We start from the raw sequence: 25132 nt of genomic DNA, 5'->3' as shown, positions 1-25132 counted from the left end.
GATGTGTATGACAAATGCACACGCCGATCCTGATTCCTGCCTACGAGGCGGATCCAGCGCTGGCGGAAACAGTGAAAGCCCTTCGCGAAATGGGCTTCACGCGCATCGTTGTCGTCGACGATGGCAGTCGCCGACCTGAGTCATTAGCGATTCTAAATCAGCTAGATGGAGTACATCTCCTCAAGCATGCGGTGAACCTTGGCAAAGGCGCCGCGCTCAAGACCGGCCTGAACCACATCCTGCTCACCTGGCCCGAGGCGGCGGGTGCGGTGACCGCCGATGCGGATGGCCAGCATTCGCCCGAGGACATCGCCGCAGTGGCCGCCAAGATGGCGGGCAATCCCGGTCACCTGATCCTGGGCAGCCGCCAGTTTCAGGGGGAAATCCCATGGCGCAGCAAGCTCGGCAATCGAATCAGCGCCACCATGGTCAAGTTTCTGGTCGGCACCCGCCTGACGGACACCCAGACCGGCCTGCGCGGGATCCCGGCTTTGCTGGCGGGGCACCTGCTGAAACTGCCCTCAAACGGGTACGAGTTCGAGTTGGATATGCTGCTGGCGGCCAAACACCGCAGGATTCCGGCGGTGGAGCTGCCCATCCGCACCATCTACCTCAATGCCAATGCCTCGTCCCACTTCGATCCCCTGTGGGATTCGATGAGGATTTACCTCGTCCTGCTGCGCTTCACGCTCGCCTCGGTCTTCACCGCTATCATCGACAACGCCGTATTTGCAGTCTCTTACGGTGAATCGCATAACATCTTACTTTCACAATTACTGGGCCGGTCGGTGGCGGTGTTGTTCAACTATGCGGCCGCCCGAAAGGCCGTCTTTCTGTCTCGGAGCCCTCACACGGAGACGCTGCCGAAGTACCTGCTGCTGGTGGTCGCGAACGCAGCCATCTCTTACCTCCTGATCCTGTTGATCCACGACCGGTTTCCGGCCGGCGTGGTCGCCATCAAACTTGGAGTAGAAGCTGCACTGTTTCTAGCCAGTTTCCTGATTCAAAGGGACTTGATCTTCAGCCGCAAGCAGGGCGAGGCAACCGACTGGACCGGTTATTACGACTCGGTGCCGCCCACGGCCAGGTTGACGCGCCGGTATAGCGCAGGGGCGCTGGTGCGGATGATGCGGACCGCCGGGGTCCAACCGGGCGCGCACATGGTGGAGATCGGCGGGGCCAATAGCTGCTTCTATGACCGGCTGAAGGAGGAGTTCCGGCCTTCGCGCTATGAAGTGATCGACACGAACCGGCATGGGCTGGACCTACTGGCCCGCCGGGCCTCCGCCGAGGTGGAACTTCGCCAGGAGGATGTGCTCGATCTGCCTGTGGATCCGCATGCGGACGTGGTGTTCAGCGCCGGACTGGTTGAGCACTTTGACCAGGCGCGCACGCGCCGGGCGATCCAGGCGCATTTCGACCAGGTCAAGTCGGGCGGCACGGTCCTGGTGACGTTCCCGACGCCCACCCTACTTTACAGGTTCACGCGTAAACTGCTGGAAATGTTTGGATTGTGGAAATTCCCGGATGAGCGGCCGTTGTCGCCAGAGGAAGTACGCGCGGCTGTCGAGGAGCGGGGCGAGGTGCTGGAAGAGCGGGTCCTGTGGCCCCTCATTCTCACCCAGGGGGTGGTGGTGGCGCGCAGCCGAAGTGTTGAGGCCAGCACCGATGACCCGCCCGCCCGGACATTCGCGGCTCGTGCGGGGGCACTGCCGCGAACGTAGGGCGAATGGCTAGGCGCCGTACTTCTCGAAGAAATGGGCCACGGTGCGGATGCCCAGGTAGAAGTTGTCGAGCTTGAACTTCTCGTTGGGCGAGTGGAGACCATCGTCCGGCAGCCCCAACCCCATCATGACGGTGGGGATTCCCAGGTGGTGGGCGAAGTCGCCGACGATGGGCACCGAACCGCCGGACCGGATGAACACGCAGTCGGCGTTCATGATTTCCTTGAACGCGGCTGCCGCTTCGTGGATGGCGGGATGTTCGGGGTTCACTACCACGGCCGGTCCGCCGCTGAGTTTCCGCACCTTGGTCTGGATTCCGGCCGGCGTATTGGCGGCCACCCATTGTTCAAAAGCGGCGTACATCTGGTCCGGATCTTGGTCCGGCACCATGCGCATGCTCACCTTGGCCGTGGCGGTGGCGGGGATGACGGTCTTGGCGCCTGCCCCGGTGAAGCCGCCGGCGATGCCGTGCACTTCGAGGGTGGGGCGGGACCAGACGCGCTCCAGCACCATGCGATCAGGTTCGCCGGTCAGGCGGCTGGAGCCGACCTCTTTCTTCAGGAACTCCGCCTCGGAAAACGGGAGTGACTTCCAACTGGCGATCTCGGCCGCGGCGGGCTCGGCCACCTGGTCGTAGAAGCCGGGGATCTGAATGCGGCCGTCGGCGTCCTTCACCTTGCCCAGCAGTTCGATCAGGCCGAAGACGGCGTTGGGCGCGGCGCCACCGTAGAGGCCGGAGTGCAGGTCGCGCATCGGGCCGGTGGCTTCCACTTCCATATAGATGAGGCCGCGCAACCCGATGCAGAGGGTGGGGATGCCCTCAGCGTAGAGCGCGGTGTCGGAGACGAGCGCCACGTCGGCCTTCAACTTCTCGTGATGGGCCGCGACGTACTTCGTGATGCTGGCGCCGCCGACCTCTTCCTCGCCCTCAATGAGAAACTTCACATTCACCGGCAGTTTGCCGTAGACGGCGAACAGGGCTTCCACGGCCTTGACGTGCATGTACATCTGGCCCTTGTCGTCGGCGGAGCCACGGGCATAGAGGTTGCCGTCGCGAATGGTGGGCTCGAAGGGCGGCGTATGCCAGAGTTCCAGCGGGTCGGGCGGCTGGACGTCGTAGTGGCCATAGCAGAGCACGGTGGGCTTGCCGGCGGCGTGCAGCCAGTCTGCGTACACCAGCGGGTGCCGGTCAGTGGGAATGATCTCGACGTTTTCGAGACCAGCGCTTTTGAGGCTGGCGGCCACGAATTCGGCGGCGGCGGCCACGTCGGCGGTGTGCTCCGGCGAGGTGGAGATCGAGGGGATGCGAAGAAACTTGTTCAGTTCCTCAAGGAAGCGGCCTGAGTTGGAGCTGACGAAGGAGTCGATTGCCTGGGACATGAGGTTCCTGTGTGGACCTCTCCATTATTGACCGGAGCCTGGGGACCGTGACGAGGGAGGCCGGCCTTCACCGAAATGGGTGCCGCTGTGCGCTTTGCTATAGTGCAGGATTCCGGCCAGTTATGAATAGCGAGAATCAGGGCGATCACGAGATCACCCAACTATTGTGTCAGTGGCGAAGCGGCGATGACAGTGCTTACCGGCAGTTGATTCCGCTGGTGTACAACCACCTGCGGCGGATTGCGGGCGGAATCGCAACGCCGGCCCGGTTCCAGCAAACCCAGGCCACGGCCATCGTCCACGAGCTGTACCTGAAGATGGTGGAGAGCTCGGCCCGCAACTACGAAAACCGGCTGCATTTCTTCAGTGCGGCAGCGCGGGCCATGCGCCAGATCCTGATCGACAAATCGCGGAAGGAACTGGCGGGCAAACGGGGCGGAGGGCTCTCGCGCTCAGAGCTGAACGACGAAGTGATCGGCGGCTCCCTGCCCAGCGCCGACGTCGTCCGCCTGGACGATGCGCTGAGCACGCTTTCGGGCCAGGATGCCGAGTTGGCGAAGATCCTGGAACTCAAGCACTTCGGGGGCATGACGCTGGAAGAGATCGGGGACCTGCACGGCGTCTCAGCCGAGACAGTCCGCCGGCAGCTGAGGCTGGCCGAAGCCTGGCTGGGTTCCTATTTGCGCACCGGCTGAGGAGCGACGGAGATCCCCGCGAGGCGCGCGTACTTGTACGTCAAGCCAACGCGCCAGCCCTTGGCGCCGCCTTTCTGGAACAGGGCGGCCAGCGGCGTGAGGATCTTTACTGCCTCCTGGCGTTGCCCCAAACCGAGGAATGCCCCGGCTTGCGCGGTGTCGGCCAGTTGGCGCATCCAGTGAGTCTCTTTCAGGACTTTGGTCAGGGCCAGGGAGGAATCCCGAGCCAGGGGTAGGGCCTGTGCCGGCTGGCGCTGCTCCAGATGCCCAACGGCGAGCAGGGCTCGCGCATACGCCTGATCCACCAGGGGGATGGGTTGCAGGCGTTCCAAAGCCTCCAGCGTCTGCGGCAGCAGCGTCATCGCGGCACGGAGATCTCCCATTTCCAGCAGGACGGCGCTGAGTTTCAACTGGCTGGACAGGGTGGGCAGTTTCCCCGGTCCGGTGGTGCGCTGGTGCATGGCGATGACATCGCGCAGCACCTGTGAGGATTGCTTGAGGTCGCCCTGGACCCCGAACACGACGGCGAGATTGGAGAGCGAGGTGGCGAGTTCGCTGTGCTCCGGCCCCAGAAAACGGCGGTACATGACGTGAGCCTCGCGGAACTTCTCCACGGCGGCGTCGAGCTGCTTCATGCTGGCGAGCGTATTGGCGTGGTTGTTCAGCGCACGGGCGAGATCCAGGTGGCCGTCGGGATAGAGCTTGCGTTTGAAGGCGACGGCCTCTCGGAAGCCCTGCTCGGCCTCGGGCATGCGGCCTTCGCGAAAGTGGACGCCGGCCAGTTCCGCGCGGGCCTGGGCATGGACGGCGTTCATCTGCTGTCCCGGTCCGCCGGACAGGCGCAGTGCGGTCTGCAAGGCGGCCGAGGCTCCTTTGAAGTCGTTGTTGTCCTTGAGGGCGGTCCCCAGCAGAACGTAGTGCGGGGCCCGCTCGAGGGGCGGCCGGCCGGAGCGCTCAGAGATCCGCACCGACTCCTGGCATGCCTTGGCGGCGGCCGAGAACTTCGTGGCGCCGTGCAGCTGCGCACAGCGGCTGAAGAGCACCTGGGCCAGCACCGCGTTGTCGGGCGGCAGAATCAGGCGGGCTGTATCGACGGCCTGTACGCCCCAACGATCGCCGGCCTCGCGGCGCCCGCGTGAGGTTTCGGCTTCGGCCAGCGTCCCCATCACCAGGGCTTGCGGCCCCATGGGCGCCTGCTGTTGCTGATAGCGGCGCAGCACGTCCTCCAGCAGGGGGATGGCGCGGTCGTAGAGTCCCAGGTGGAAATAGGCATCGCCGATAGTCTCCATCAACTGCGACTGGGTGACCGGGTCAGTGACGCTGTCGCGGATGCGCAAGGCGCCCAGGTCGAGCATCTCGCGGGTCGACAGGCGGTCGCCCTGGTTGCGCTCGGGGTCGGCCGCGGCGAACAGGTTTCGCAGGAAGCCGGAGACGGCTTCGGCCCGGTCGCGTTCCTGCTGGATGCGCCGGTTCTGGACGGCGGTCCAGAAGGAAAACGAGACCAGCAGGAGGAAGAAGGCGGCGGCGCCGGCGACACTCCAGGTATGGCGGCGCAGGAACTTGCCGGCCAGATAGCGCAGGGTGCCCCGCCGGGCTGTGACGGGTTCCCCGGTGGAATAGCGGTCGAGATCTTCGACGAGTTGAGAGACGGTGGCGTAGCGCGCCTGCGGCTCGTCGCGGGTCGCCTTCGTGATGATGGAGGCCAGATCCTGGTCCGGCGCGGGTACCAGTTGCTCCAGCACTTTGCCCAGGGAGTAGATATCGCTGGCAGTGGAAGGCGGCAACCCCTGTTTCTGTTCGGGACTGGCGTAGGCGGGCGTGAACGGCTGCCAGCCGAGATGGGTCAGGTCGCCCGGATCGGCCACTTCGAGCAGCTTGGCAATCCCGAAATCCAGCAACTTGACCACCCCGCCGGAGGTGACCAGGATGTTGGAGGGCTTGAGATCACGATGCACCACCAGGTTGGAGTGGGCATGCTGGACCGCCGAACAGACGGTACAGAACAGGCTGATGATCTCCGGCAGCCTGCACTTGTTGCGGCTGACATATTCCAGAATCGGCGGGCCGTCCACATACTCCATCACCAGGTATGGCAGGTTGTCGTGGGTGGTGCCGCCATCCAGCAGGCGGGCGATGTGGGGATGGTTCAGCAGGGAGAGGATGCGACGCTCCTGGCGGAACCGCAGGTTCATCTCTTCTCCGGCGAGGCCCAGTTTCACGCGCTTGATGGCCACCTGGGAGTGGAACTCACCATCGGCCCGTTCGGCCAGCCAGACTGAGCCCATGCCGCCGTGGCCGATCTCGCGCAGCAGCCGGTAGGGTCCAAAGGAGTCCGGCTCGGCTTCGGGCTGCACCTCATGGGCGCTGCGCAGGATGGAACTGATGAGATCTCCGGCGTGCTCCGCCTCTTCCAGCAGGCGCATCACCTGGGCGCGAATGGCGGGTTCGTCCGGCGCCTCGGCATCGAGAAAAGCGGCCCGTTCGGCGGGCGGGAGGTCCGAGGCGCGATCAAAGAGTGTATTGATGCGGTTCCAACTGTCCACGTGATTCTCCCGAAGATAGCAAACAGCGCGCCGAGAGATATCAGAATCTCCAGTCGGAACGGAGGACGACGCTGCGGCCCAGCGCGTCGGCGCCGGAGCCGATGGTTCTGTAGTTGGCATCTCCGAGATTCTCGAGCCCGAGGGAGAGTTTCCAGTGCGTAGAGAGGTTGAGGCCGAGATTGGCGTCACAGCGCACCCAGGCCGGCACCGACGTGTAGAGGGGCACCTTCGTGGTATCGGCAGCGACCAGCACGCCGTTGACGACGGTGTTGAGCGGCAGCAACTGATCCTGGAGCTGGCGGACGGTGCCGGAGATCGGCGTACCGGCTCCGACGGGGGTTTGGAAGAAGGTCTGGATGTCGCGCCGCGAGCGCGAGGCGCCGATGCGTTCGTCGTCAAGATCGGCCGCGCTGAGCTTCTCCTGCGCGCCGGAGGCGAAGACCAGGAACTGCGCGAAGACGCGGGTGTTGGGGGTCCAGACGGCCCGCAGCACACCCTGCTGCGGGGGCAGGCGGCGGGGCGTCCGGTTGGGCAGGATCTCGCGGCCATTGCTGTAGGAGTAGCCGGCGGAGAACATCCAGTGGGCATTGCCGCGCCATTCGGCGCTGGTGGAGACGCCCTGAAAGCGCATGGCGCCATCATTCACGAATGCCTTCACGGCGCGAGGATCATAGGCCGTGGCGACTGTTACCACGCCAGCCAGACGTTGGGCGGCGGTCGGTGTCAGGACGGAAACAGGGATGCCGCTCAACTGGGCGGGCGCCGAGGCGGCATCGAAGAGGACCGTGCGGCGCACGATGGGATTGTCGAAGAAGTTCGAGTAACCCTGCAGGCGCAGCACCCAGCGATTGGTGCGCAGGCGGAGACCGGCCTCGAAATTCCTGAGCCGCTCCGCGCCCAGCGAGGCGATGGCGCGGCGATCGCGAGGCAGGGCGGCTTCACTGGCGTCCAGGGCCAGCAGCGCGCCCGCCTGGGCCGCGACGGCAGCCGGCACCTCGAACCCCAGGCCGGTGAGGCCGGTGGCCGCCAGGTCGCTGGCGTTGGGGGCCCGGAATCCCTCCGAGTAGATACCGAGCAGTTCGAGCGTGCCGGTGAGGCGGAACGAACCGGAGAGGTTCGCGGCCAGCGCCGAGAAGTTCTGGCGCGGCTCCAGATTGGGCACGAGCTGGCCTTTGGGCAACAGGAACGAGTTGTGGTTGAAGCGCAGGCCGCCCTGCAGCAGCAGCCGGCCAAACGGCTGGGCGGTGGCCTGCACGAAGGGGGCGGCGGTGGAGTAGAGCGCGCCATCGGGGAATTGCGAAGGGCCGGAGGACCGGTATGACGAGATCCGTTCCCGGTGGAAGTCGAGGCCGCCCAGCACCAGGTAGCCGCGGCCGAATTGCCGGGATGCCTGGCCGGAGAGCCCGAGGGCGGCTACGGAGTTCCGGTCGACAATCACCGCGTCCGAATAGTTCACGCCCTGCCGCCGCGAGTCGTCCCGCAGGCGGTTCATCGAAACTGTGAGGATCGCCCGTTCCAGGCCCAGCAGCCTGGCCCGTTCATAGCGGCCGTAGAGCAGGTCGATGCCCTGCGGTTCGTACCTGGCCTGGAGCCGGCCCAGGCCGCCGTAGAGTTCGCGGTAGCTGCGCAGCCCGTATTGCGCTCCGCGTTGATAGAAGGCGGTGAAGCGGTCGTCGCCGCGGAGCTTGGCGATGAACTTGGCTTGGACGCCGGCCTGAGAGTATGCCGTCTCAGGCAGGCGTCCGCCCAGCAGTCTGCCCGCCTCCTCCAGCGAGTAGCCTGCATACCGTGTGAACACGTTGTGGGTATCGACGCCGCCTCCAGTGCGCACGTCGTTGTGACGCCGGAAGACAGCACTGGCCATGACGGCAAAGCGACTGGTGTCCCAACCAAAGCGCGGCGAGAGCGAGCCGGAAAGATCGCCCGAGCCGGAAAGGGCCGTCACGCCGAAGCGTCGCTGATGCGCCTCGGGATTCAGCGACAGGTAGTGGATCGCCCCGCCCATGGCATCGCTGCCGTAGGCGGAACTGGCCGGCCCCAGCAGCACTTCGGCCTGGCTGACCTGCGAAGGGTCGACGAAGGCGGAATACTGATTGGGCCCGGAGCGGAAGATGGCGGTGTTCAGCCGCACGCCGTCCAGCATGAGCAGCGTTTGATAGCCGGTGAGGGAGCGGAGAGCCGGAGACGCCTGCCCCGGCGTCGTGTTCTGGAGCGTCACCTCGGGCGTACTGGCAAACAGGCGGTCGATGGAGCCGGGCGCACTCAGATCCGTTCGCACGTAGACGAGGGGGATGCTGGTGGCGGTCTCCTCGACTGAGCCGCGATTGGCCGTGACCGTCATGCTGGAATTGGGCCCCTGCAGGGGAGCGGCGCTCTGGGCCGCCGCCCTGGGACAGAGGATGAGACTAATGAGGGCGCAGGGAGCCCAGATGTTTGATCGCATTCTTTCCTCCTTCCGCCCAGCCGCCGACGCTGGTATCGAATTTGAACTCGTCGTAGCCGTAGGTGAACGGTCCGGCATTCAGGCTGAGATCGAGACCGATCTCGAACGACGCCCCGCCGGCCCAGGCGCCGACAAAGCCCGGAGTGTCCGCATAGTGGTCGCTGTAGCCCACCAGCTCTTCAATCCCATCGATGTAGCGCTGGGTGCTGGCCATCGAGAGGTCCCAACGGGTCGCCAGGTCCAGGCTGGGATCCAGGCTCAGGAATTCGCCCAGGAATTGGATGTGTGGGAGGGCGAAGCCCTGCAGGAAGCCGATGAGCGCTCCCGTGGCCTCCTGAATACCCGGGGCCGAAATCAGCGTGCCGTACTCGATGGCCGCCACTTTGCCGGTCGGGTCTTTCGCATTCACGGGATCGTTGAGCGCGAAGGCGTAAGGGTGGAGGCTGCGCGGGTCGTGGAGTTCGCCCAGCAGGGGATCCTTCGTAAGAAATCGTCCGCTCGCCGCGTCGTAGTAGCGCGCCCGGAAGGCGAGCAGGCCGCTCTCCTCGTCATACTCGCGACCCTGGAAGGTGAAGGTGTTCACCAGGCCGGCGCCGCTGTAGGCGAACGAACCCGTGGAAGAGGTGATGACGCCGAAAGCGGAATAGGAGTAGCGGTGTACCACGGCGCCGGCGGCGTCGGTGATCAGCGCCACATTCCCGTTCGGGTCCAGGTGGTAGAAGTAGACGGCTGCGCCACGCCGCTGCATGACTGGCCTGTCCATGCCCGGCGCGAAGGTGAACAGCGCGGCCAGCAGGCCGGAGCGGTATTCGGCCAGCAGGTTGGGCCCATCAAAGAGGTACTCGGCCGCGACTCCGTTCACCGTCCGGGCAACCCGCCGGTTGAGGAAGTCGTAGGCGTAGGCGGCGGTGCTGCCGGGGCCGGAGTAGGAGGTCAGCATGTTCTGGCTGTCGTAGCCGAACGCCTGGCTGCCGCGTGTCTTCGTGCGTCCGGCATTGTCATAGGTGTAGGAGTTCACGCCATCGCTGGTCAGCCGGTGATCCTGGCTGAACGTGGCGCCGCCGCTCGTGCGATTGCCGGCCGGATCGTAGCTGTAGCCGGTTGCACCGTCGCCGGTGAGGCGGTTGAGCGAGTCGTAAGAGTAAGAGGAACTACCGTCGGTGGCGACCCGGGCTGTGGCCGCGCCCAGGTTGTTCCTGGTGTAGGCGAAGCTCGCCAGGGTGGTGTTGGCGGCATTCCTGACCACCATTGAGACGAGCCGAGACCGGCTGTCGTAGGTGTAGGTGCTCCTGACGCCGTTGGAGGCAAGGGCCTCCGCCACGCGCCCGCCGGTGTCGAAGGTGTACTGGACGTTGTCGGCGCCTGTGGCGAGGCGGCTGAGGCGTCCGGCGTTGTCGTACTGATAAGTGGTGATGGTGCCATCTGGCGCGGTCATTGAGGTCCGCTGCCCGCGGCCGTTGTAGCCATAGGCCACGCCGCGGCCGCCGGGATGAGTTATAGAGGCGATACGGCCGATGGAGTCGTAGGCCGCCGTCGTGACTTTGGACCCGCCGCCGCGATTGTCGTCGACGCGAGTGAGGCGCTGGTTCGCATCGTAGGTGTAAAGGATGGCGCCTTCGGGCCGCGTTTCACCGGTCTGGGCCAGGGTGCCGCTGAACGCGTAAGTAGTGGCCAGGCCCAACGGGTCGAGCAGCGACGTCTGTTGTCCGTCGGCGTTATAGCCGTAGAGCGTTGTCTGGCCGGCGGGATCGGTCCGGCCCGTGGGCCGCTGCGCGGCGTCGTAGACATAGCTGCTGGTGCGATTGGCGGTATCGGTAGCGGAGACCAGATTCCCCATCCCGTTGTAGGTGTTGCCCGTCGTTTGGCCCAACGGATCGGTGACGCTGCTGAGCAGGCCCTGGCAGCTTCTGGCGAATTGAGTTGTGCGGTTGAGGGCGTCGGTGATCGAGAGCGGGCGCCCCTCCTCGTCGCGCACGATGTTCCGCAACACCACTCCGTTGGCGGTGATGCGGGCCAGGAAGTTGAACCCGTCGTAGGCCAGTTGGAGGGTCTCGCCGTCCGGTGTGGTGCGTGAGGTGGCGTTGCCGTTCAGGTCGTAGGTGTAGGAGGTCGTGCGGCCGGTGGCATCGGTGCTGGCGGTCAGTTCCCCATTGGCGTTGCGGGTATACGCGGTGGTCTTGCCTTCGCCGTCGGTGTAGCCGGTTTGGTCGCCGGCGGCATTGTAGCTCCAGCTCTCCTGCGCAATCGTGACATTGGCCGCACTGCGCCGCTGCCGGGTCAACATGTGGCCCTTTGCGTCGTAGGTGTACACCAGCCTGTCTCCCAGCGGATAGCGGATCTCGGCCAACTGGTCGAGGGGCGTGTAGCTGTAGGTGGTGGTCTGGGGGCCTGCCTGCGCCGGCATAGTGAGCGACTGCAGGTTGCCGCGTACGTCGAAAGTACGTTCGATGCGCCGGCCGGAGGGATCCACCATGGCGGTGTTGTTGTTATTCAGGTCGTACTGGAACAGGGTGTGGTTGCCGAGCGGATCGACCAATTCCACCAGATTGCCGTTGGTGTCGTAGTGACGGGTGGTGACCCGGGCCAGGGCGTCAGTCTGGCGCTCGATGCGGGCCGCGATGTCATAGCTGAAGAGGATCGTGTTGTTGCTCGCATCGATCTTGCTGGACACACGCCCATCCGCGTCATAGGTGACGCGCAGCGGATTGCAGTTGCCCGGCGTCTGGATGGAGGTGATCAGGTGGCCCGTGCCCGGATAGCTGAAGACGGTCGACTCGTTCCTGGGATTGATGTAAGTGGTGAGCCGGCTTTGCGAATCGTACTGGTAGCGGTGGAGGTTGCCCACTGCGTCGACGATGCTGGTGATCCTGCCGCTGCCGTCGCGGTGGATGCTGACGCCCCGGCCGTAGTTGGTGGTGATGCCGGAGGTGGTGAACAGCATCTCGAGGCCGCTGCGGTCGCTGATGCGCGTCATCCGGCCCAGGTTGTCGAACTCATAGGCGACTCCGGCCCGCGTGGTCAGCTTCCACAGCTTGGGGTTGTAGTCGGGCTGGAAGGCGCAGTAGTATTTGCCGCCGCTGAAGAAGAGGCCGGTACAGTCCAGGGGCTCGAGCGTGTCGGTCACGCCGGGCGCGGGAAAGTACTTTGGGAAGTAGACCAGGAAGCCGGAGTACTCCGCTGCAAAGGAGAACGCGACGCGGCGTCCGTCCGGCAGGGTCACGAAAGCGTTGTTATTTACGTCCAGGCGCAGGTCGAGGCCAGCCAGGCCCAGCTTCCAGCCGGGGCCGAAATCGCCGGGTTCAGCCTGGCGTGAGTCGTACAGGCGGCGCAGGACCAGCGGCAGCGGCGCGTTCGTCAGACGCACATCGTCGAACGCCATCGTCATCGCGCCCAGCTTCAGCCGGTTCGTGTTGACGTTGACCTCGATCTCCGGAGAGAGCTGCGCTCCCCCCGTATCCTCGGCATAGAGCCGCAGGCGGTAGGTATTGTTGGCCAGCAGCGTGGCCGGCAGGTTGCCCAGGCTGCCGTTCACTACGGAGGTGGTGCCGGAAGTCAGGGTGGACCAGGCCGTGGCTCCGGTGGGGCGGTACTCGACACGCCACTGCCTCAGGTTGGGATCGGAGGCGGTGCCCTTCATGACCACGTCGGAGGCGAGGGTGCTGCCATTGACGGGATAGGTGAGGCTTACCGTGGGCAGCGTCGTGTCGGAGGCGCCGATGGTGAGGGTGTAGAGCTGGAAGGTGTTCAGGCCGTTCGCATCGGTCGCGCGCACTGTGATGTTGTGAACGCCGGTCTGCGCCACCGACGGGGTCCAGGTGATGACGCCCGTGGCGGCATTGATCGCCATGTTGTACGGATAGACGTTGAGCCCGTACTTGACCGCGGTTCCTTCCGGATCGGTGGCCTTCGCCGAGTAGGTATACGTCTGTGTCGCGCTGCCGGTGGTGAGCGGAGTGGAGGTGAACACGGGCGGCTTATTGGCGATTGCGACGTTGATGGTGAAGGTCTGCGAGGCGATCGCCCCGGCCGGGTCCTTCACCCGCAGCGTCACCGGAAACGCGCCGGCCTGATAGAACTGCGGGACCCACTCGGCGATGCCGCTCTGGGGCCCGATGAAGAACCCGGTGGGCCCGGAGGCGAGCTCGAAAGTGAGCGGCAGCCCATCGGGATCGGCCGCCTTTGCAGCGTATGCATAGCGGAGCCCGGTCCCCCCGGAGGTGACGGGTGTGGAGGTGAAAGACGGCGGGCGATTCGCGCCAATGGTGACCGTGAACTGTTGCACGGCCGACCCGCCCTGACCGTCGCTCACCTGGAGCCGGACGGTCTGCGGGCCCAGTTGAGCCGCGGAGGGTGTCCATAGGGTCATGCCATCGGAGGCGCGGACGCTGAGGCCGGCCGGACCCTGCAGCAGCGAGAAGGTGAGTATGTCGCCGGAGTTGGCATCGCTGGCGTTGGCGTCGTAGGTGATGGGATAGCCCACGGTGCCGGTGGCCGGGGGCGTGGAAGTGAACGAGGGGACGAAGTTGGTGCGCAGGGCGGCCACCTGAACATCGAACGACTGGCTGGCGAACCGTCCGCCCAGATCCTGCACGCGCAGCAGCACGCGCTGCGGACCGGTCTGGTTCGGTTGCGGCGTCCAGTTGATCAGCCCGGTGGTGGGATGAATGGTCATGCCCGTGGGAAACACCGTCAGCATGTAGGCCAGGCGATCGCCGGCATCGGGGTCGGTCGCCTGGGGCTGGTAGACATAGGGCGTGTTCTGCATGCCCCGCACCACAGGCGGCGAGAGGATCGTGGGCGAGGTCAGCCCGCGTTGGGTGCGGGCGGTGCCTGTGGCGGAGGGGATGATGGAGTCCGGCGACTCGTTGCCGGCGCGGTCCACCCAGCGGACCATGTAGTAGTACGGGGTGGCATTGGTGAGCCCGGTGTCGGGGAAGATCGCCGCGGCGGCGGCAGCCGGCACGAAGTTCTGCCGGATGCGGGCCAGGCTCGTCATCGAAGGTCCGCGGTAGATGTTATAGCCCGCGGCCTGGGGGATGGGCGTCCACTGGAGGTCGGCTGCGGAGTCCTTGGCGCGGGAGAGCAGGTCTTCGATCTTCCGGTCGCCGTAGATATTGAGGTTGGTGAAGACGGGGGAAACGCCGGCGGCGCTGGCGCGCAGCGTCACCCGGACTTCGAGATAGCGCCCGGTCTTCTGGAAGCGAATGCCGGACTGGACTTCGGCGAAATCAGGGAAACTGGCGGAGTTGTTGCTGGCCCGCACCTCGACTTTCAGCGAGCTGCCGGCGGGTACCGACGCCCCCGTCTCCGTATTGAACTCGACCATCGACCAGACAGTGCCGTCCTCGCCGGAGTCCTGCAACACCGTGAACACACCCTGCGGAGAGGTGGCGCCAATGGCGATGACGCCGGTCATGTCGGAATAGTTGTAGGGGAGAGCCGCTGCGCCCTCGAGCACGGTTCCGGCGGGCGAGATGAGATCGACCGTGAGATCCACGGCGCCCAGGCCGTCGGCTCCGCCCTTGGGGTCGATCCGCATCACGTTGCTGTTGCCGTAGTTGGAAACCCAGATTTTGCCGGCCGCATCGACAGCCACGCCCGTGGGGGTGACGCCCACCTGCAGCAGCTTGAGCTGGCGTCCATTCGCGTCGAGCCGCGACACATTGTCGGAATACCGGTTGGCCACCCAGACGTTGCCATCCAACGGGGTGACGGCGGTGCCGGTAGGCGCGCTGGGACTGACGGCGATGGGGAAGGAGTTGCGGATCGTCCCATCCGGCGCCACCCTGTACATCAGGTTGAGGGCATAGCTGGCTGTCCAGATGTCGCCGTTCCCGGCGATGGCCAAGCCATAGGCGTAAGGGATGTCGATGCACTGCCCGGTGCGCGCGACAGGGTCATAGCGCAGCAACCGGCCCTCCGTCGTGCTGGAGGACCACAGGATCCCGTTCTTGTCCACGACACCGCCATAACCGCCGCAGCCGAAGGTGCGGGCGTCGAACTCGTCGAGAATCGCGCCGGTCTTTCCGTCCAGCTTGGCGAACGTGAGCACGTAGTAGGGGTAGCCGGCCACCCAGACGTTGTTCTGGGCGTCCACGCTGACGTGACGTGTGTTTACACCGGGCGTCGTCTGGTAGATCAGGATGCATTCGTCCTCGGCATCCTCCACCAGGGCGGTGCCGCCGCCCTCCGCATCCGTCACATTGGGCCAGGGCAGAATGTCGCCCAATCCTTTCGACGTGCGGATGAGGCCGTCGCGGTTGCGGTCGATACAGGTATTCGTGAGGAAAGGCGGCTTGAGATAGCCGCCAACAGGGTCCGCCACGCCGGCGGCATTGGTGCGCGTGCCGCCCACCACCAGCCCGACCTTCACAACCGACCCTCGCCCGTACGCATTGGCATCGCGGTTGCCCGCCCAGACGTTGCCCTCCAGGTCGACCGTGGTTCTGGATGGATTCGTCGGAAAAAGTTCGGGCGCCGTGCGGTATTCGCCCACAACCTGGCCGCTGGTGGTGTGGATGCGAACGATGGTGCCCTTGCCGGAGGCCGCTACATTGAGGAAGGGAAAGGTCTGGGTGCCTGTCGGCGGATTGATCTGCATCACGCCCGGGGTCGCCAGGTTCAGGTTGACGGTGCTGCCTTTCAGAAAGTCTTCGGTCGTCGTGTATTTTGCGCTCGGCTGCGCGTGCATGGCGGGTACGAGGGCCACAGCCGCCAGCACGGCCAATCCTGCGTGCTTCCTGCGCCACAACGCCAGGGCGATCACGGGCAGAGCCACCAGCGCCAGCGAGCCGGGCTCCGGCACTCCGCTGGGCGGGTTCGGATTGGCGGGCGGTGTGTTCGGGTTGCCGCCCAACGATCCGGACACCTGCGCGAAGCCGTTCCAGTAGAAGGTGAGGCCGTTGACGGGATCCGTCTGCGCCAGCCCGTTGAGATCCAGGCCGGCAACGAGCGTCGAGATGCTGAAGGTTCCGCCACTCGGGATGTCTCCCAGGTAGAAGCTCAACGCCAGCGAGACATCGTTCGGTGAGACGTCCGGTACGGCGTTGGTCTTGTCCAGGGTGCCGGACAGCAGATTCGTGTAGATGTCGCCGAAGACGAAACCGGGCTCGTCGATCTCCCAGGAGTCGGCCGCAATCGAGCCGGCCGGCGCGCCCGTCACCGGCAGCAGGAGGGCGACGGAGCCGTACTCATTCGAATAGCCGTTCACCAGCGCGTCGATATCCGCATCCAGGAAGATCGTCACCCTGGCGGCGGTGTAGACCGCGCCGCTGTTGTTCGTGAAGTGGAAGGCGAGCGTGCCAAAGTTGTCGGCGTCCAGGTTGCTGCTGAACTCCGGGCTCGCCGTGGAGTACAGTCCGAGGCTTCCTCCGTTGGCGTGTACGACCGCGGCGATCTCGGTGAAATTGATCAGTGGGGCGGCGGATGCGGTCGAAACCGCAAGGCCCAGCACAAAGGCCGCTAGAAGGCGCAGTGCGCCGGGCATGGGGGTCCAGATAGAGCGTTGCATCGTAAGAACTGCTTTTGCGACTGGTACGCAGTTCTCGGACCGAAGCACACATTAAACTTACTTAACTCACCGCAAAAGGCGGCTAGCCAGCGATCGGGAAACCGGAGACGGAGAGCATGGCGGCGAGCACCATCAGCAGGAAGGCGGCGTGCGTGCCGTTGGGCTGGGTGCGGTGGTGCGCCTGCTGGTAACGAGCCATCCTCATCAGGCCGTACGCCAACGCCAGGGTGGGCATGTAGGACAGGCACTCATACATGAGCCAGGAGAACGTCTGCGGTTTGTTGGAGGCGAGGATGGCCAGGCCCATCGCGAGAACCATGCACACGTTCTTGGGGCCAATGGCCGAGGAGGGTCCCGGGTCGGGCTCGGGCGGGAACAGGGCGCACTCCGGCCGTTCTGAAACAGGGGAAAAATCTTGGCTCTCCAACATGTCCGGGACGCAGGGACTCACCTTTGTATCCATAGCCGCACGACTCCTGCCGCCCAGGGCGGCCTCACTATTGGATCGGCGGATGGGGCCTTGTTCTATACAGGCAGCATGGCAGCGGGTGATTAATCCAGCGCGATGGGCATGTCGGTCTCCTGGATCTCATTGGAGAGGGCATCCGGATTGGCCGCAAGACGGCTGGCCTGGCGGACCAGCGTTTTCTCGAAGAGTTTGCGAACGTCGCGGGCATTGCCCGATTTGTCGTTCCGCCTGGCGTAGAGGTCGTCCACCAGCACCCGCACACGGCTTTTGGCGCCTTCGGCGATGGTGAACCCCGTGGCGAAGACTTCGAAGATCCGCAGCAGCTCTTCCGGCGTGTAGTCTTCGAAGGTGATGACGCGCGAGAACCGGGAGGACAAGCCGGGATTCGAGTTGAGGAACTGGCGCATGGGCGCGCTGTAGCCGGCGGCGATGACGACGAGGCGGTCGCGGTGGTCTTCCATTGCCTTGAGCAGCGTATCCACGGCTTCGGCCCCAAAGTCCTGGCCAGCCTCCCGGGTTAAGGCGTAGGCTTCGTCGACGAACAGCACTCCGTCCAGGGCGGCGCCGACGGCATCGGCGGTCTTGAGCGCGGTCTGGCCCAGGTAACCGGCAACCAGGCCGCTGCGGTCCACTTCATTGACGTGGCCGCGCTTGAGCAACCCCAGGCTGTGATAGATACGGCCAATCAGGCGGGCCACCGTCGTCTTGCCCGTACCGGGATTGCCTTCAAATACGAGGTGCAGGGAGAGCGGGGAGGCGGCAAACCCTTCTTTCCGGCGCCGTTCGTTGGCGCGGACGAAGTTGACCAGTCCGCGGACCTCGGCTTTCACCTGGCGCAGGCCGATCATCGCATCCAGTTCCGCCAGCAGGCCCTCGACGTCGTCCACGGGGCCAACGGCGCTGCCGGGGATGTCGTCGGGCAGCATGGCTCCGGGATCGGCGCTGGTCTCGCGCTCCAGGCGGCCGGCCTGGCGCTCCACCGCCTCTTCGAAGAGCCGCCGGATGGCGCGCGCGTTGGCGAAGTTCCTGCCGCGACGCCGCCAGAGATCGGCCACCTCGCGTTCGACCTTAGTGCGGGCCTCGGGCGTGAGCTGGTAGTCGTACTGGCGGCAGAAGCCCTCAAAAATGGAGGTCAGCTCTTCGGCCGCGTAATCGTCGAACTGGATGTAGCGCGTAAAGCGGGATTCCAGGCCGGGGTTCGACTGGATGAACTTCCGCATGGCATCGGAGTAGCCCGCGACGATCACGGCCAACTGGTCGCGGCGATCTTCCATCACCTTCAGCAGCGTGTCGATGGACTCCTGTCCGAAGTCGTTGGGCGAGTCGGCCTTGGCCAGGGTATACGCTTCGTCGATGAACAGGACGCCGTCCAGCGCCTGGTCGAGGACTTCTTTGGTCTTTGTAGCGGTCTGGCCGATGAAGCCGGCCACCAGTCCGGCGCGATCCGTCTCGACCAGGTGTCCTTTCTTCAGCAGCCCGAGCGAGCGATAGATCTCGGCGATCAGGCGCGCAACCGTGGTCTTGCCGGTGCCCGGATTGCCGGTGAAGACGAGGTGCAGGGACACCGGGGCGATGCGCAAGCCCTGCTGCTGGCGCCGCTGTTGTGCCTTCACGAGGGTGACCAGTTGGGCGACCTCGGTTTTGACGCGGCCTAACCCGGTCATGGCCTGCAATTGCTCCAGGAGTTCGGCCGTGGTTTTGAGTGGCGCATCCGCGGCTGGCCGGTCCGCCGATGGGCCGGCGGACGCGCTGGTGGCCACCTGGGGGATAGCCACTTCGTAGGCTTCGCCACACACGCAGGTGACCTGATTCGGGCCGGGCTGGGTGCCGTTCAAGCGCAACTGCTGGCCACAGGCCGGACAGGTGGAGAGCGGCGTCCTGCCATCGGAATCGAAGCGGACCGCGGGTTTGGTGATGATGCGCTTGCCGTCCACGGTCAGGACGCCGGCCGTGCTGCCCTGGTAGGCCTGGTCGGGCGCGCTGTAGCCGGTGAGGACGCAGCGCATGACATCGGCACTGGCGTCCTTGAGAACCCGGACGGCCTGGGTGCCGTCCACACCGAGGAAGCTGCAATCGGCGATCTGCGCGTCGCTGCCATGGTTCTGCACCAGCACGGCCTGCAGGCAGCCGCTGAAGCGCGTGCGCTCCAGGCGGCCCCGGGCACCGGTGAGCAGGTCGACCCCGATGCCCGCGGAGCCCTTCATGGCGAGTTCGCAGTTGGTGAGGGTGAGTTCGGTACCCGCGTCCTCACAGAAGACAGCCGGGAATTCGGCCGCGTCCTGCAAGCTGCTATTGATCACCGTAAGCCGCGCGCCGGCGCCGGCCAGGAGAATATTGGTGGCCTGGCGGCTGATGGTGAAGCCGGTCAATGTGGCTTCGCTGCCGAAGTCGCGCACGTACACGCCGGGGTCCTTCGAACCGCTGATGGTGCCGGTCTCGGCATTCAGCCGGCTGCCGCTGAGGACATTGAAGGCATTGGTCGGGATGTCTTCATAGTGGACGTCGCGCAGTTTGGCGATCGAGCCTCGTTCGAGGGTCAGGCCAGGTCCGGCGGAGCGCACGAACCGGGAGCCCTCCATCGCGATCTCGGCGCCATCCATGGCGAAGGCGCAGGCGGAGGTACCGTTCTCAAACGAGCCCTTGTTCACCGAGACGAAAGTGCCGCTGTTGGCCGCGCCGATGAAAGAGAAACAGTTGGAGAAATGGCAATCGACCAGCCAGCAGCGGGAGGCCAGGACGGCATTCACGGCATGTCCGGGAGTATCGAAGAACCTGGACCGCTCGACGCGGGCGCGGGCGCTCTCGCCGAGATAGAGCAGGGTGTGCTGCGCCGAGGAGTCATGCAGGCGGCAATCGCTGAGCAGGGCCAACGCACGCGGTCCGAGTTCGACGACACCGCCGGCGGGGTTGCTCAGGTCCAGGCCATAGAGATTGGCCTCGCCTGTGATCTGGATGCGGCCCTGGAGGGACGCCTGGCCAGGGATCTCGGCTCGGAAGGTGAGGTGGTGAATGGTGCAGTTGAGCGAATAGGAACCGCTCTCAAACAGGAACTCGTCGCCCGCCGAAGACGTCGTCAATGCTGAAATGATCGAGGTTTCGGAGGCCCCCCGCCGAATGCGTACAATCGCCATGAATAGGACTATTGTAAGGAATCGCCGGGGCCTGCCGGGGGTGGCTGCTGGCCGCCGCGGGTATACTATGCCCCGGCAGCCGAAGCCGGGCCGCCCTGCGTCCCTGAGCGCTCCAGGGCCTGGCGAACGAGGGCCGTCAGTTCCTCCGGTCCAAACGGCTTTCTGAGGAACAATTCGTCGCCGGACAAACTCTCTGCCCCGGCCAGCATGTCCCGGGAGTAGCCGGAGGTCAGGATGACCCGCAGGTGGGCATGCAGCTGCCTCAATTTGCCTGACAGAAGGTAGCCATTGGTTCCCGGCATGACGACGTCGGTGAGCAGGACGTCGATGCGACCGGCATGCTGATGGGCGATTTCCAGTGCGGCGGCGCCGTCGCGGGCTTCCAGCACCTGGTACCCGGCGGCGACGAGAACGGTCCGGGCCAGCTGCCGCACCGCCTGCTGGTCGTCGACGACGAGAACGGTTTCGCCTCGGCCGGCCAAGGCCTTGATTACGGCTTCCGCCTGCACGGTCTCGCCCGCGGCTTCGGGCTGGCGCAGGAAGATCCGGAAGGTGGAACCGCGGCCCACTGCGGTCTCGACTTCGATCCAGCCGCCGTTCTGGCGCAGGATGCCGTACACCGTCGCCAAACCGAGGCCCGTGCCTCTGCCGGGCTCCTTCGTGGTGAAAAATGGCTCGAAAATACGTTCCCGCACTTCCGCGGTCATACCTGTTCCGCTGTCGGTGAAGGTGAGGACGACGAATCTTCCGGGCGCCGCGTCGGGGTGCCTGAGGGTTGCGGCGGCATCGAGTTCCACCTCGCGGGTGGCGATTTCCAGGCGGCCGCCGTGCGGCATGGCATCGCGTGCGTTCACCGCCAGGTTCAGGATCACCTGATGAAGCTGATCCGCATCGGCCAGGACGGGGCCGGCACCTTGGGAAAGACGGGTGATGACTTCGATGTCACTGCCGACCACCTGCCGCAGCATCTGCACGGACTCCACCACGATCTGGTTGAGGCTGACCGCATCGGATTTGTTGGCCTGGGTCAGGCTGAAGGCCAGAAGTTGAGCGACGAGATTGCTGGCCCGTGCCCCGGCCTTGCAGATCTCGATGGCGGACAGCTTCAGGGGGTCGCCGGCCGGCAGCTCCAGGGAGAGGAAGCCCGCGTAGCCATTGATCACCGCGAGGAGATTGTTGAAATCGTGAGCAACGCCGCTGGCCAGGCGTCCAATGGACTCCAGCTTCTGCGCCTGCGCCAATTGGGACTGCAGCGCCGCCCGTTCGGCCTCGGCCTGCTTTTGTTCGGTGATGTCCTGCAGGCTGCAGGCCAGTCGAACCAGCCTGCCCCGGGCGTCGCGCAGGGCCGCCCCCCGGGCCCGCGCCTGGCGATGCACGCCATCCGGCCGTACGACCTCCAATTCGAGATCGAAAGTGGAATTCGCCGTCAGGGCCTGGCGGATTGCTTCAGAGAATCGCGTCGCGCTCTCCGGAGTGAACAGGGAGGAACACTCGTCCAGGCGGAGCACCGGTTCGCCCAGGCTTCTGCCGGTGATGGAGTAGACCTCATCCGACCAGGTGGTGCGATCCGAGTCGAAGTCCCAGGTGATGGCTCCAGCGTGAGCCAGGGACTCAGCATCCCGCAGCCGGCTCTCACTCTGGCGCAGGGAACCCTCGGCACGCTTCAATTCGCTGATATCGCTGATGGTCACACGCTGCGAAGGCGGCTCGCCGCCACTGACGAGGGTGGAGCTGAGCACAGCCCAGAACTCCCTACCCTGGGCGCATCTCATCCGCACCATACAGCTCTGCGGTTCGGGGCTGTTCAGCAGCTGTTTGCGGTGGCGATAGTAGATATCGGCGTCTTCCGGGAGGATGAAGGCGGACAGGCGCTGCTGGGTCAGTGTGCCCCGGGCAACGCCGAGCAGGCCGGAGGCGGTGAGATTGGCCTCGACGATCAAGCCTTGCTCGTTGAGAGTGCAGTAACCCACCGGAGCGAGGTCGTAGAGATCGAAGTAGCGCGCCCGGGCGATGTCCAGGGCGTCCTGGGCCCGGCGCAACTCCTCGTTCTGCATCTCCAGTTCCAGCTGATGCACCTGGAGCTCATGCAGCAGCCGGTGAGGCTCGGGAGGCTTGGGGATGATGGCCTCGATGGGCGTATGGCGGACAACCAGCTCAGCCCGCCGGCGCAAGATGTCGAGCCAAGCGGGATGCTCCTCATTCTGCATCGCAGACCTCCAGACTGATGCCTCACCCCGGGCAAGAGCCCGGTCAGTGCGACTGACGGCCCGGGACTTCGTCAAACATTAACAACTCTGCATGCGGGCCCGTGGCGCCAAGTTTAGACTGCGGCACGCCCTGAATACAAATCCAAATTTCAGAATTCGTTCGCGGAGAATGCAGACCTATTGTGACGGCACGGGATTCCCCTTCAAAGCGGAGCCGCTGCGTCCAGGGAAGTTGCTCCTGGGCGAGAGGACGGCCCGCCTCATCGAGGGCCCGCCAGTGCAGGGGGCTGGTCAGGGGATCGCGGAACTGCTGCAGCGTGAGTCCGAAGAGGCGCAGCGCAGCCGCATTGGCGTCGATAATGCGGCCGCCGCGGTCCTGCAGGAGGGCACATTTTGGCGTCGAATCGAAGAGCGACCGGAAATGAACCTCAGCCGCCTGCTGGGCATGGCGAGCCTCGATGGTGGCGGAGATATCGACAAAAGTGACCACCGCTCCTTCGATCACGTTGTCGATGGTGCGGTAAGGCTGGATGCGCATGGAATACCATTCGCCGATTCTGGTCTGGACTTCCACCTCGCGGGGCACGAGGCTATCCAGCACCTCCTGCACGTCGAGCGGCAGGCGGTCGTAGCCGACCAGGTTGGAGACGATGTGGCTGACCGGCCGCCCCACGTCGCTGAGGATGAGATTGATGATGCGGGTGGCCGCGGGCGTGAAACGCAGGATACGCAGCTGATGGTCAACAAACACGGTGCCGATCCCTGTACCGCTGAGGAGATTGTTCATGTCGTTGTTGGCGCGCGTGAGATCGGCCAGTTTCGTTTGCAGTTCGACGTTGACGGTGGAGAGTTCTTCATTGACGGATTGGAGCTCCTCCTTGGACGTCTCCAACTCTTCGTTGGTGGACTGCAATTCCTCGTTGACCGACTGCATTTCCTCATTCGAGCACTTGAGTTCCTCATTGGAGGTCTCCAGCTCTTCATTGGCGGTTTGCAGGTATTCTTCTTTGGCCCGCAGCTCTTTGCGCAGCGCGGCGACGCTCACATCGGAGATGCCCTCGGGGACGGCGGGCGCGCGTGCCGGCGCGCCGGCAGGTTCGGCTGTCCCGGGCGACTCATCCATAAGAATCAGGTACAGAGGAGGCTCGTTCGGATCGGTCCGGCGCGTCTCCACCTGGCGCACGGACAGATTGACGACGGTGTCAGCGCCGTTGAGGTGCACGTGCAGGCCCCTGGTGCGGGCCACGTCGTTGGTGGCCACGCTCCTGTGCAGGCAGGCTGCCAGTTCGCGGCGCAGGCCTTCGCGGGCCATCTTCAGAATATTGGCGATGCCGACTTCCCCGGGCGGGAGCTCCAGGTAGGCATTCATGGTGCCGTGGAGATAGAGGATGTCGCCGTGGGCGTTGACGAGCGCGGCCACTGGGGCGAGCTCCTGCAACAGTGCCTTTTCGGTGATTTCGCGCAGCGATAGTCTCGATGTGCTGGCGGCCCGGATCGCCGCGCGCTGGCCAACCAGGTCGGTGGGCACCGCAGAAGGCACAAAGCCGCCCAATGCCAGGCGTTGCGCCACATGGTGGTCGGGCTTCCGCTGGTACAGTTTCGCCTTCCGATCCAATACGGCAAAGAGGTCGCCAAACTCGCCAACGGTTTCCGAAGTTCCCAGGAACAGGAAGCCGCGAGGGTTCATGGCGTAGTGGAACAGCGGTATGAGTTTCCTTTGCAGCTCGCTGCCCATGTAGATGAGCAGGTTGCGGCAACTGATGAGATCGAGTCTGGAGAAAGGTGGGTCGCGGATGACATCCTGCTCTGAGAACACCAACATGTCCCGGATGTTCTTGCGAATGCGATAACCGCCGCCCGTCTCGGCCGCGAAATAGCGTTCCAGCCGATCCGGTCGAATGTCGGCTTCGATACTGGAGGGGTAGACCGCGGCGCGAGCGGTGGTGATGGCGGCGCTGTCGAGATCGGTAGCAAAGAGTTGAACGCGGAAGCTGCGGCGCAGAGACTCGAGCTGCTCCTGCAGGAGGATGGCGATGGAGTAAGCTTCCTCACCCGTGGAGCAGCCGGGCGTCCAGACGCGGATGGTGGAATCGGCTGGTTTGTCGGCGAACAGCTTGGGGATGACCTCGCTCTCCAGCGCCAGGAAAGCTTCAGGATCGCGGAAGAAGCAGGTTACGCCGATCAGCAGATCCCGGAACAGGGCATCTACTTCCGCTGGATTCTTGTGGGCGAACCGGATGTAGTCGTCGATGGACTCAATCTGCTGCACCGCCATGCGCCGATCGATGCGCCGCAGGGTGGTCTTGGGCTTGTAGAGCGAGAAATCGTGGCCAGTTTGAGCTCTCAGGAGAACGAAGAGCTTCTTCAGCGCGTTTTCGGAGGAGGGCGGCGGGGCGGCGAGAGGCCTGGGGAGCCGGCCAAAGACTCGTTTCACGTAGGAAATGAGCTGTGCGGGCATATCGGCTGGAGGGAGTTCAAAGTCGACAAGGCCGGTGCCGATTACGCTTCTGGGCATCCCGTCGTATTCCGTGGAAACCGGGAGTTGGGCCATGACCATACCGCCCTCGCCCTTCACGGCGCGTGCGCCGAGGGTGCCGTCGGTGCCGGTGCCGGAGAGCACGATGCAGATGGCGCGTTCGCGTTGATCCTGGGCCAGGGAGCGGAAGAAGAAGTCGATGGGCAGGCGCTGGCCGCGGGGCGCGGCCGGCTCGATCAATTGGAGCGTGCCATTCAGCAAGGCCATGTCCCGGTTGGGGGGGATGATGTAGGCGCAGTTCGGCTGGACCACCATGCCGTCCACGACCTCAAACACCTGCATGCGGGTGTAGCGGCGAATCAGCGCGGTGAGGACACTTTCGTGATCCGGCGCGAGGTGCTGGACCAGCACGAACGCCATGCCGGGATCAGCGGTTGCCGGCATGCCGGAGAAGAACGCCTCAAAAGCAGCGAGGCCGCCGGCCGAGGCGCCGATGCCGACTACCGGAAATCCCGAATCCACTGAACCATCTACTTCATCGCGTTGCGGCACAG

Annotated in this window: 10 protein-coding genes; 2 read left to right on the top strand and 8 right to left on the bottom strand. The window is 64.9% G+C overall.

The annotated features are described in order from the left end of the window. Positions 1–14: 14 nt before the first annotated feature. A complete protein-coding gene (locus ACR9Y2_RS22610; RefSeq protein ID WP_435043929.1) occupies positions 15–1724 on the top strand; it encodes a glycosyltransferase in 1710 nt (569 codons plus the stop codon). A gap of 9 nt (positions 1725–1733) precedes the next feature. Here the strand turns inward: ACR9Y2_RS22610 and ACR9Y2_RS22605 are convergent, their stop codons facing one another. Then, on the bottom strand, positions 1734–3104 hold the full coding sequence (locus ACR9Y2_RS22605; protein WP_435043928.1) for a dipeptidase: 1371 nt from the start codon (positions 3102–3104) through the stop codon (positions 1734–1736). Between the two features lie 122 nt (positions 3105–3226). On the opposite strand from ACR9Y2_RS22605, the gene ACR9Y2_RS22600 reads away from it, so the two are divergent. Continuing rightward, complete coding sequence (locus ACR9Y2_RS22600) at positions 3227–3799, top strand: ECF-type sigma factor (RefSeq protein WP_435043927.1); 573 nt, start codon at positions 3227–3229, stop codon at positions 3797–3799. Here ACR9Y2_RS22600 and ACR9Y2_RS22595 read toward each other — a convergent pair. The 7 genes from ACR9Y2_RS22595 to ACR9Y2_RS22565 all read right to left on the bottom strand — a co-directional run bounded on the left by ACR9Y2_RS22595 (position 3781) and on the right by ACR9Y2_RS22565 (position 25100). Next, positions 3781–6342: a protein kinase domain-containing protein gene (locus ACR9Y2_RS22595; RefSeq protein ID WP_435043926.1), complete on the bottom strand. Its 2562-nt coding sequence runs from the start codon at positions 6340–6342 to the stop codon at positions 3781–3783. The genes ACR9Y2_RS22600 and ACR9Y2_RS22595 overlap by 19 nt on opposite strands. A 40-nt stretch (positions 6343–6382) precedes the next feature. Then, positions 6383–8785 (bottom strand): TonB-dependent receptor plug domain-containing protein, encoded by a 2403-nt coding sequence (locus ACR9Y2_RS22590; protein ID WP_435043925.1) that lies wholly within the window; start codon positions 8783–8785, stop codon positions 6383–6385. Then, the gene (locus ACR9Y2_RS22585) at positions 8748–16295 is read right to left on the bottom strand and encodes a putative Ig domain-containing protein (protein WP_435043924.1); all 7548 of its coding nucleotides are present in this window, start codon (positions 16293–16295) and stop codon (positions 8748–8750) included. The genes ACR9Y2_RS22590 and ACR9Y2_RS22585 overlap by 38 nt, the downstream gene beginning before the upstream one ends. A gap of 82 nt (positions 16296–16377) precedes the next feature. Then, a complete protein-coding gene (locus tag ACR9Y2_RS22580; protein WP_435043923.1) occupies positions 16378–16614 on the bottom strand; it encodes a hypothetical protein in 237 nt (78 codons plus the stop codon). A gap of 233 nt (positions 16615–16847) precedes the next feature. Next, on the bottom strand, positions 16848–19895 hold the full coding sequence (locus tag ACR9Y2_RS22575; protein WP_435043922.1) for an AAA family ATPase: 3048 nt from the start codon (positions 19893–19895) through the stop codon (positions 16848–16850). 65 nt (positions 19896–19960) lie between these two features. Further along, the gene (locus ACR9Y2_RS22570) at positions 19961–22102 is read right to left on the bottom strand and encodes an ATP-binding protein (protein ID WP_435043921.1); all 2142 of its coding nucleotides are present in this window, start codon (positions 22100–22102) and stop codon (positions 19961–19963) included. Between the two features lie 43 nt (positions 22103–22145). Then, positions 22146–25100, bottom strand: coding sequence for a chemotaxis protein CheB (locus ACR9Y2_RS22565; RefSeq protein ID WP_435043920.1), 2955 nt, complete (start codon positions 25098–25100; stop codon positions 22146–22148). Between the last annotated feature and the right edge of the window lie 32 nt (positions 25101–25132).

It is taken from the genome of Paludibaculum fermentans, from assembly GCF_051172195.1.
Lineage (GTDB): Bacteria > Acidobacteriota > Terriglobia > Bryobacterales > Bryobacteraceae > Paludibaculum > Paludibaculum fermentans_A.
This window is presented reverse-complemented; position numbering and strand designations above follow the sequence as displayed.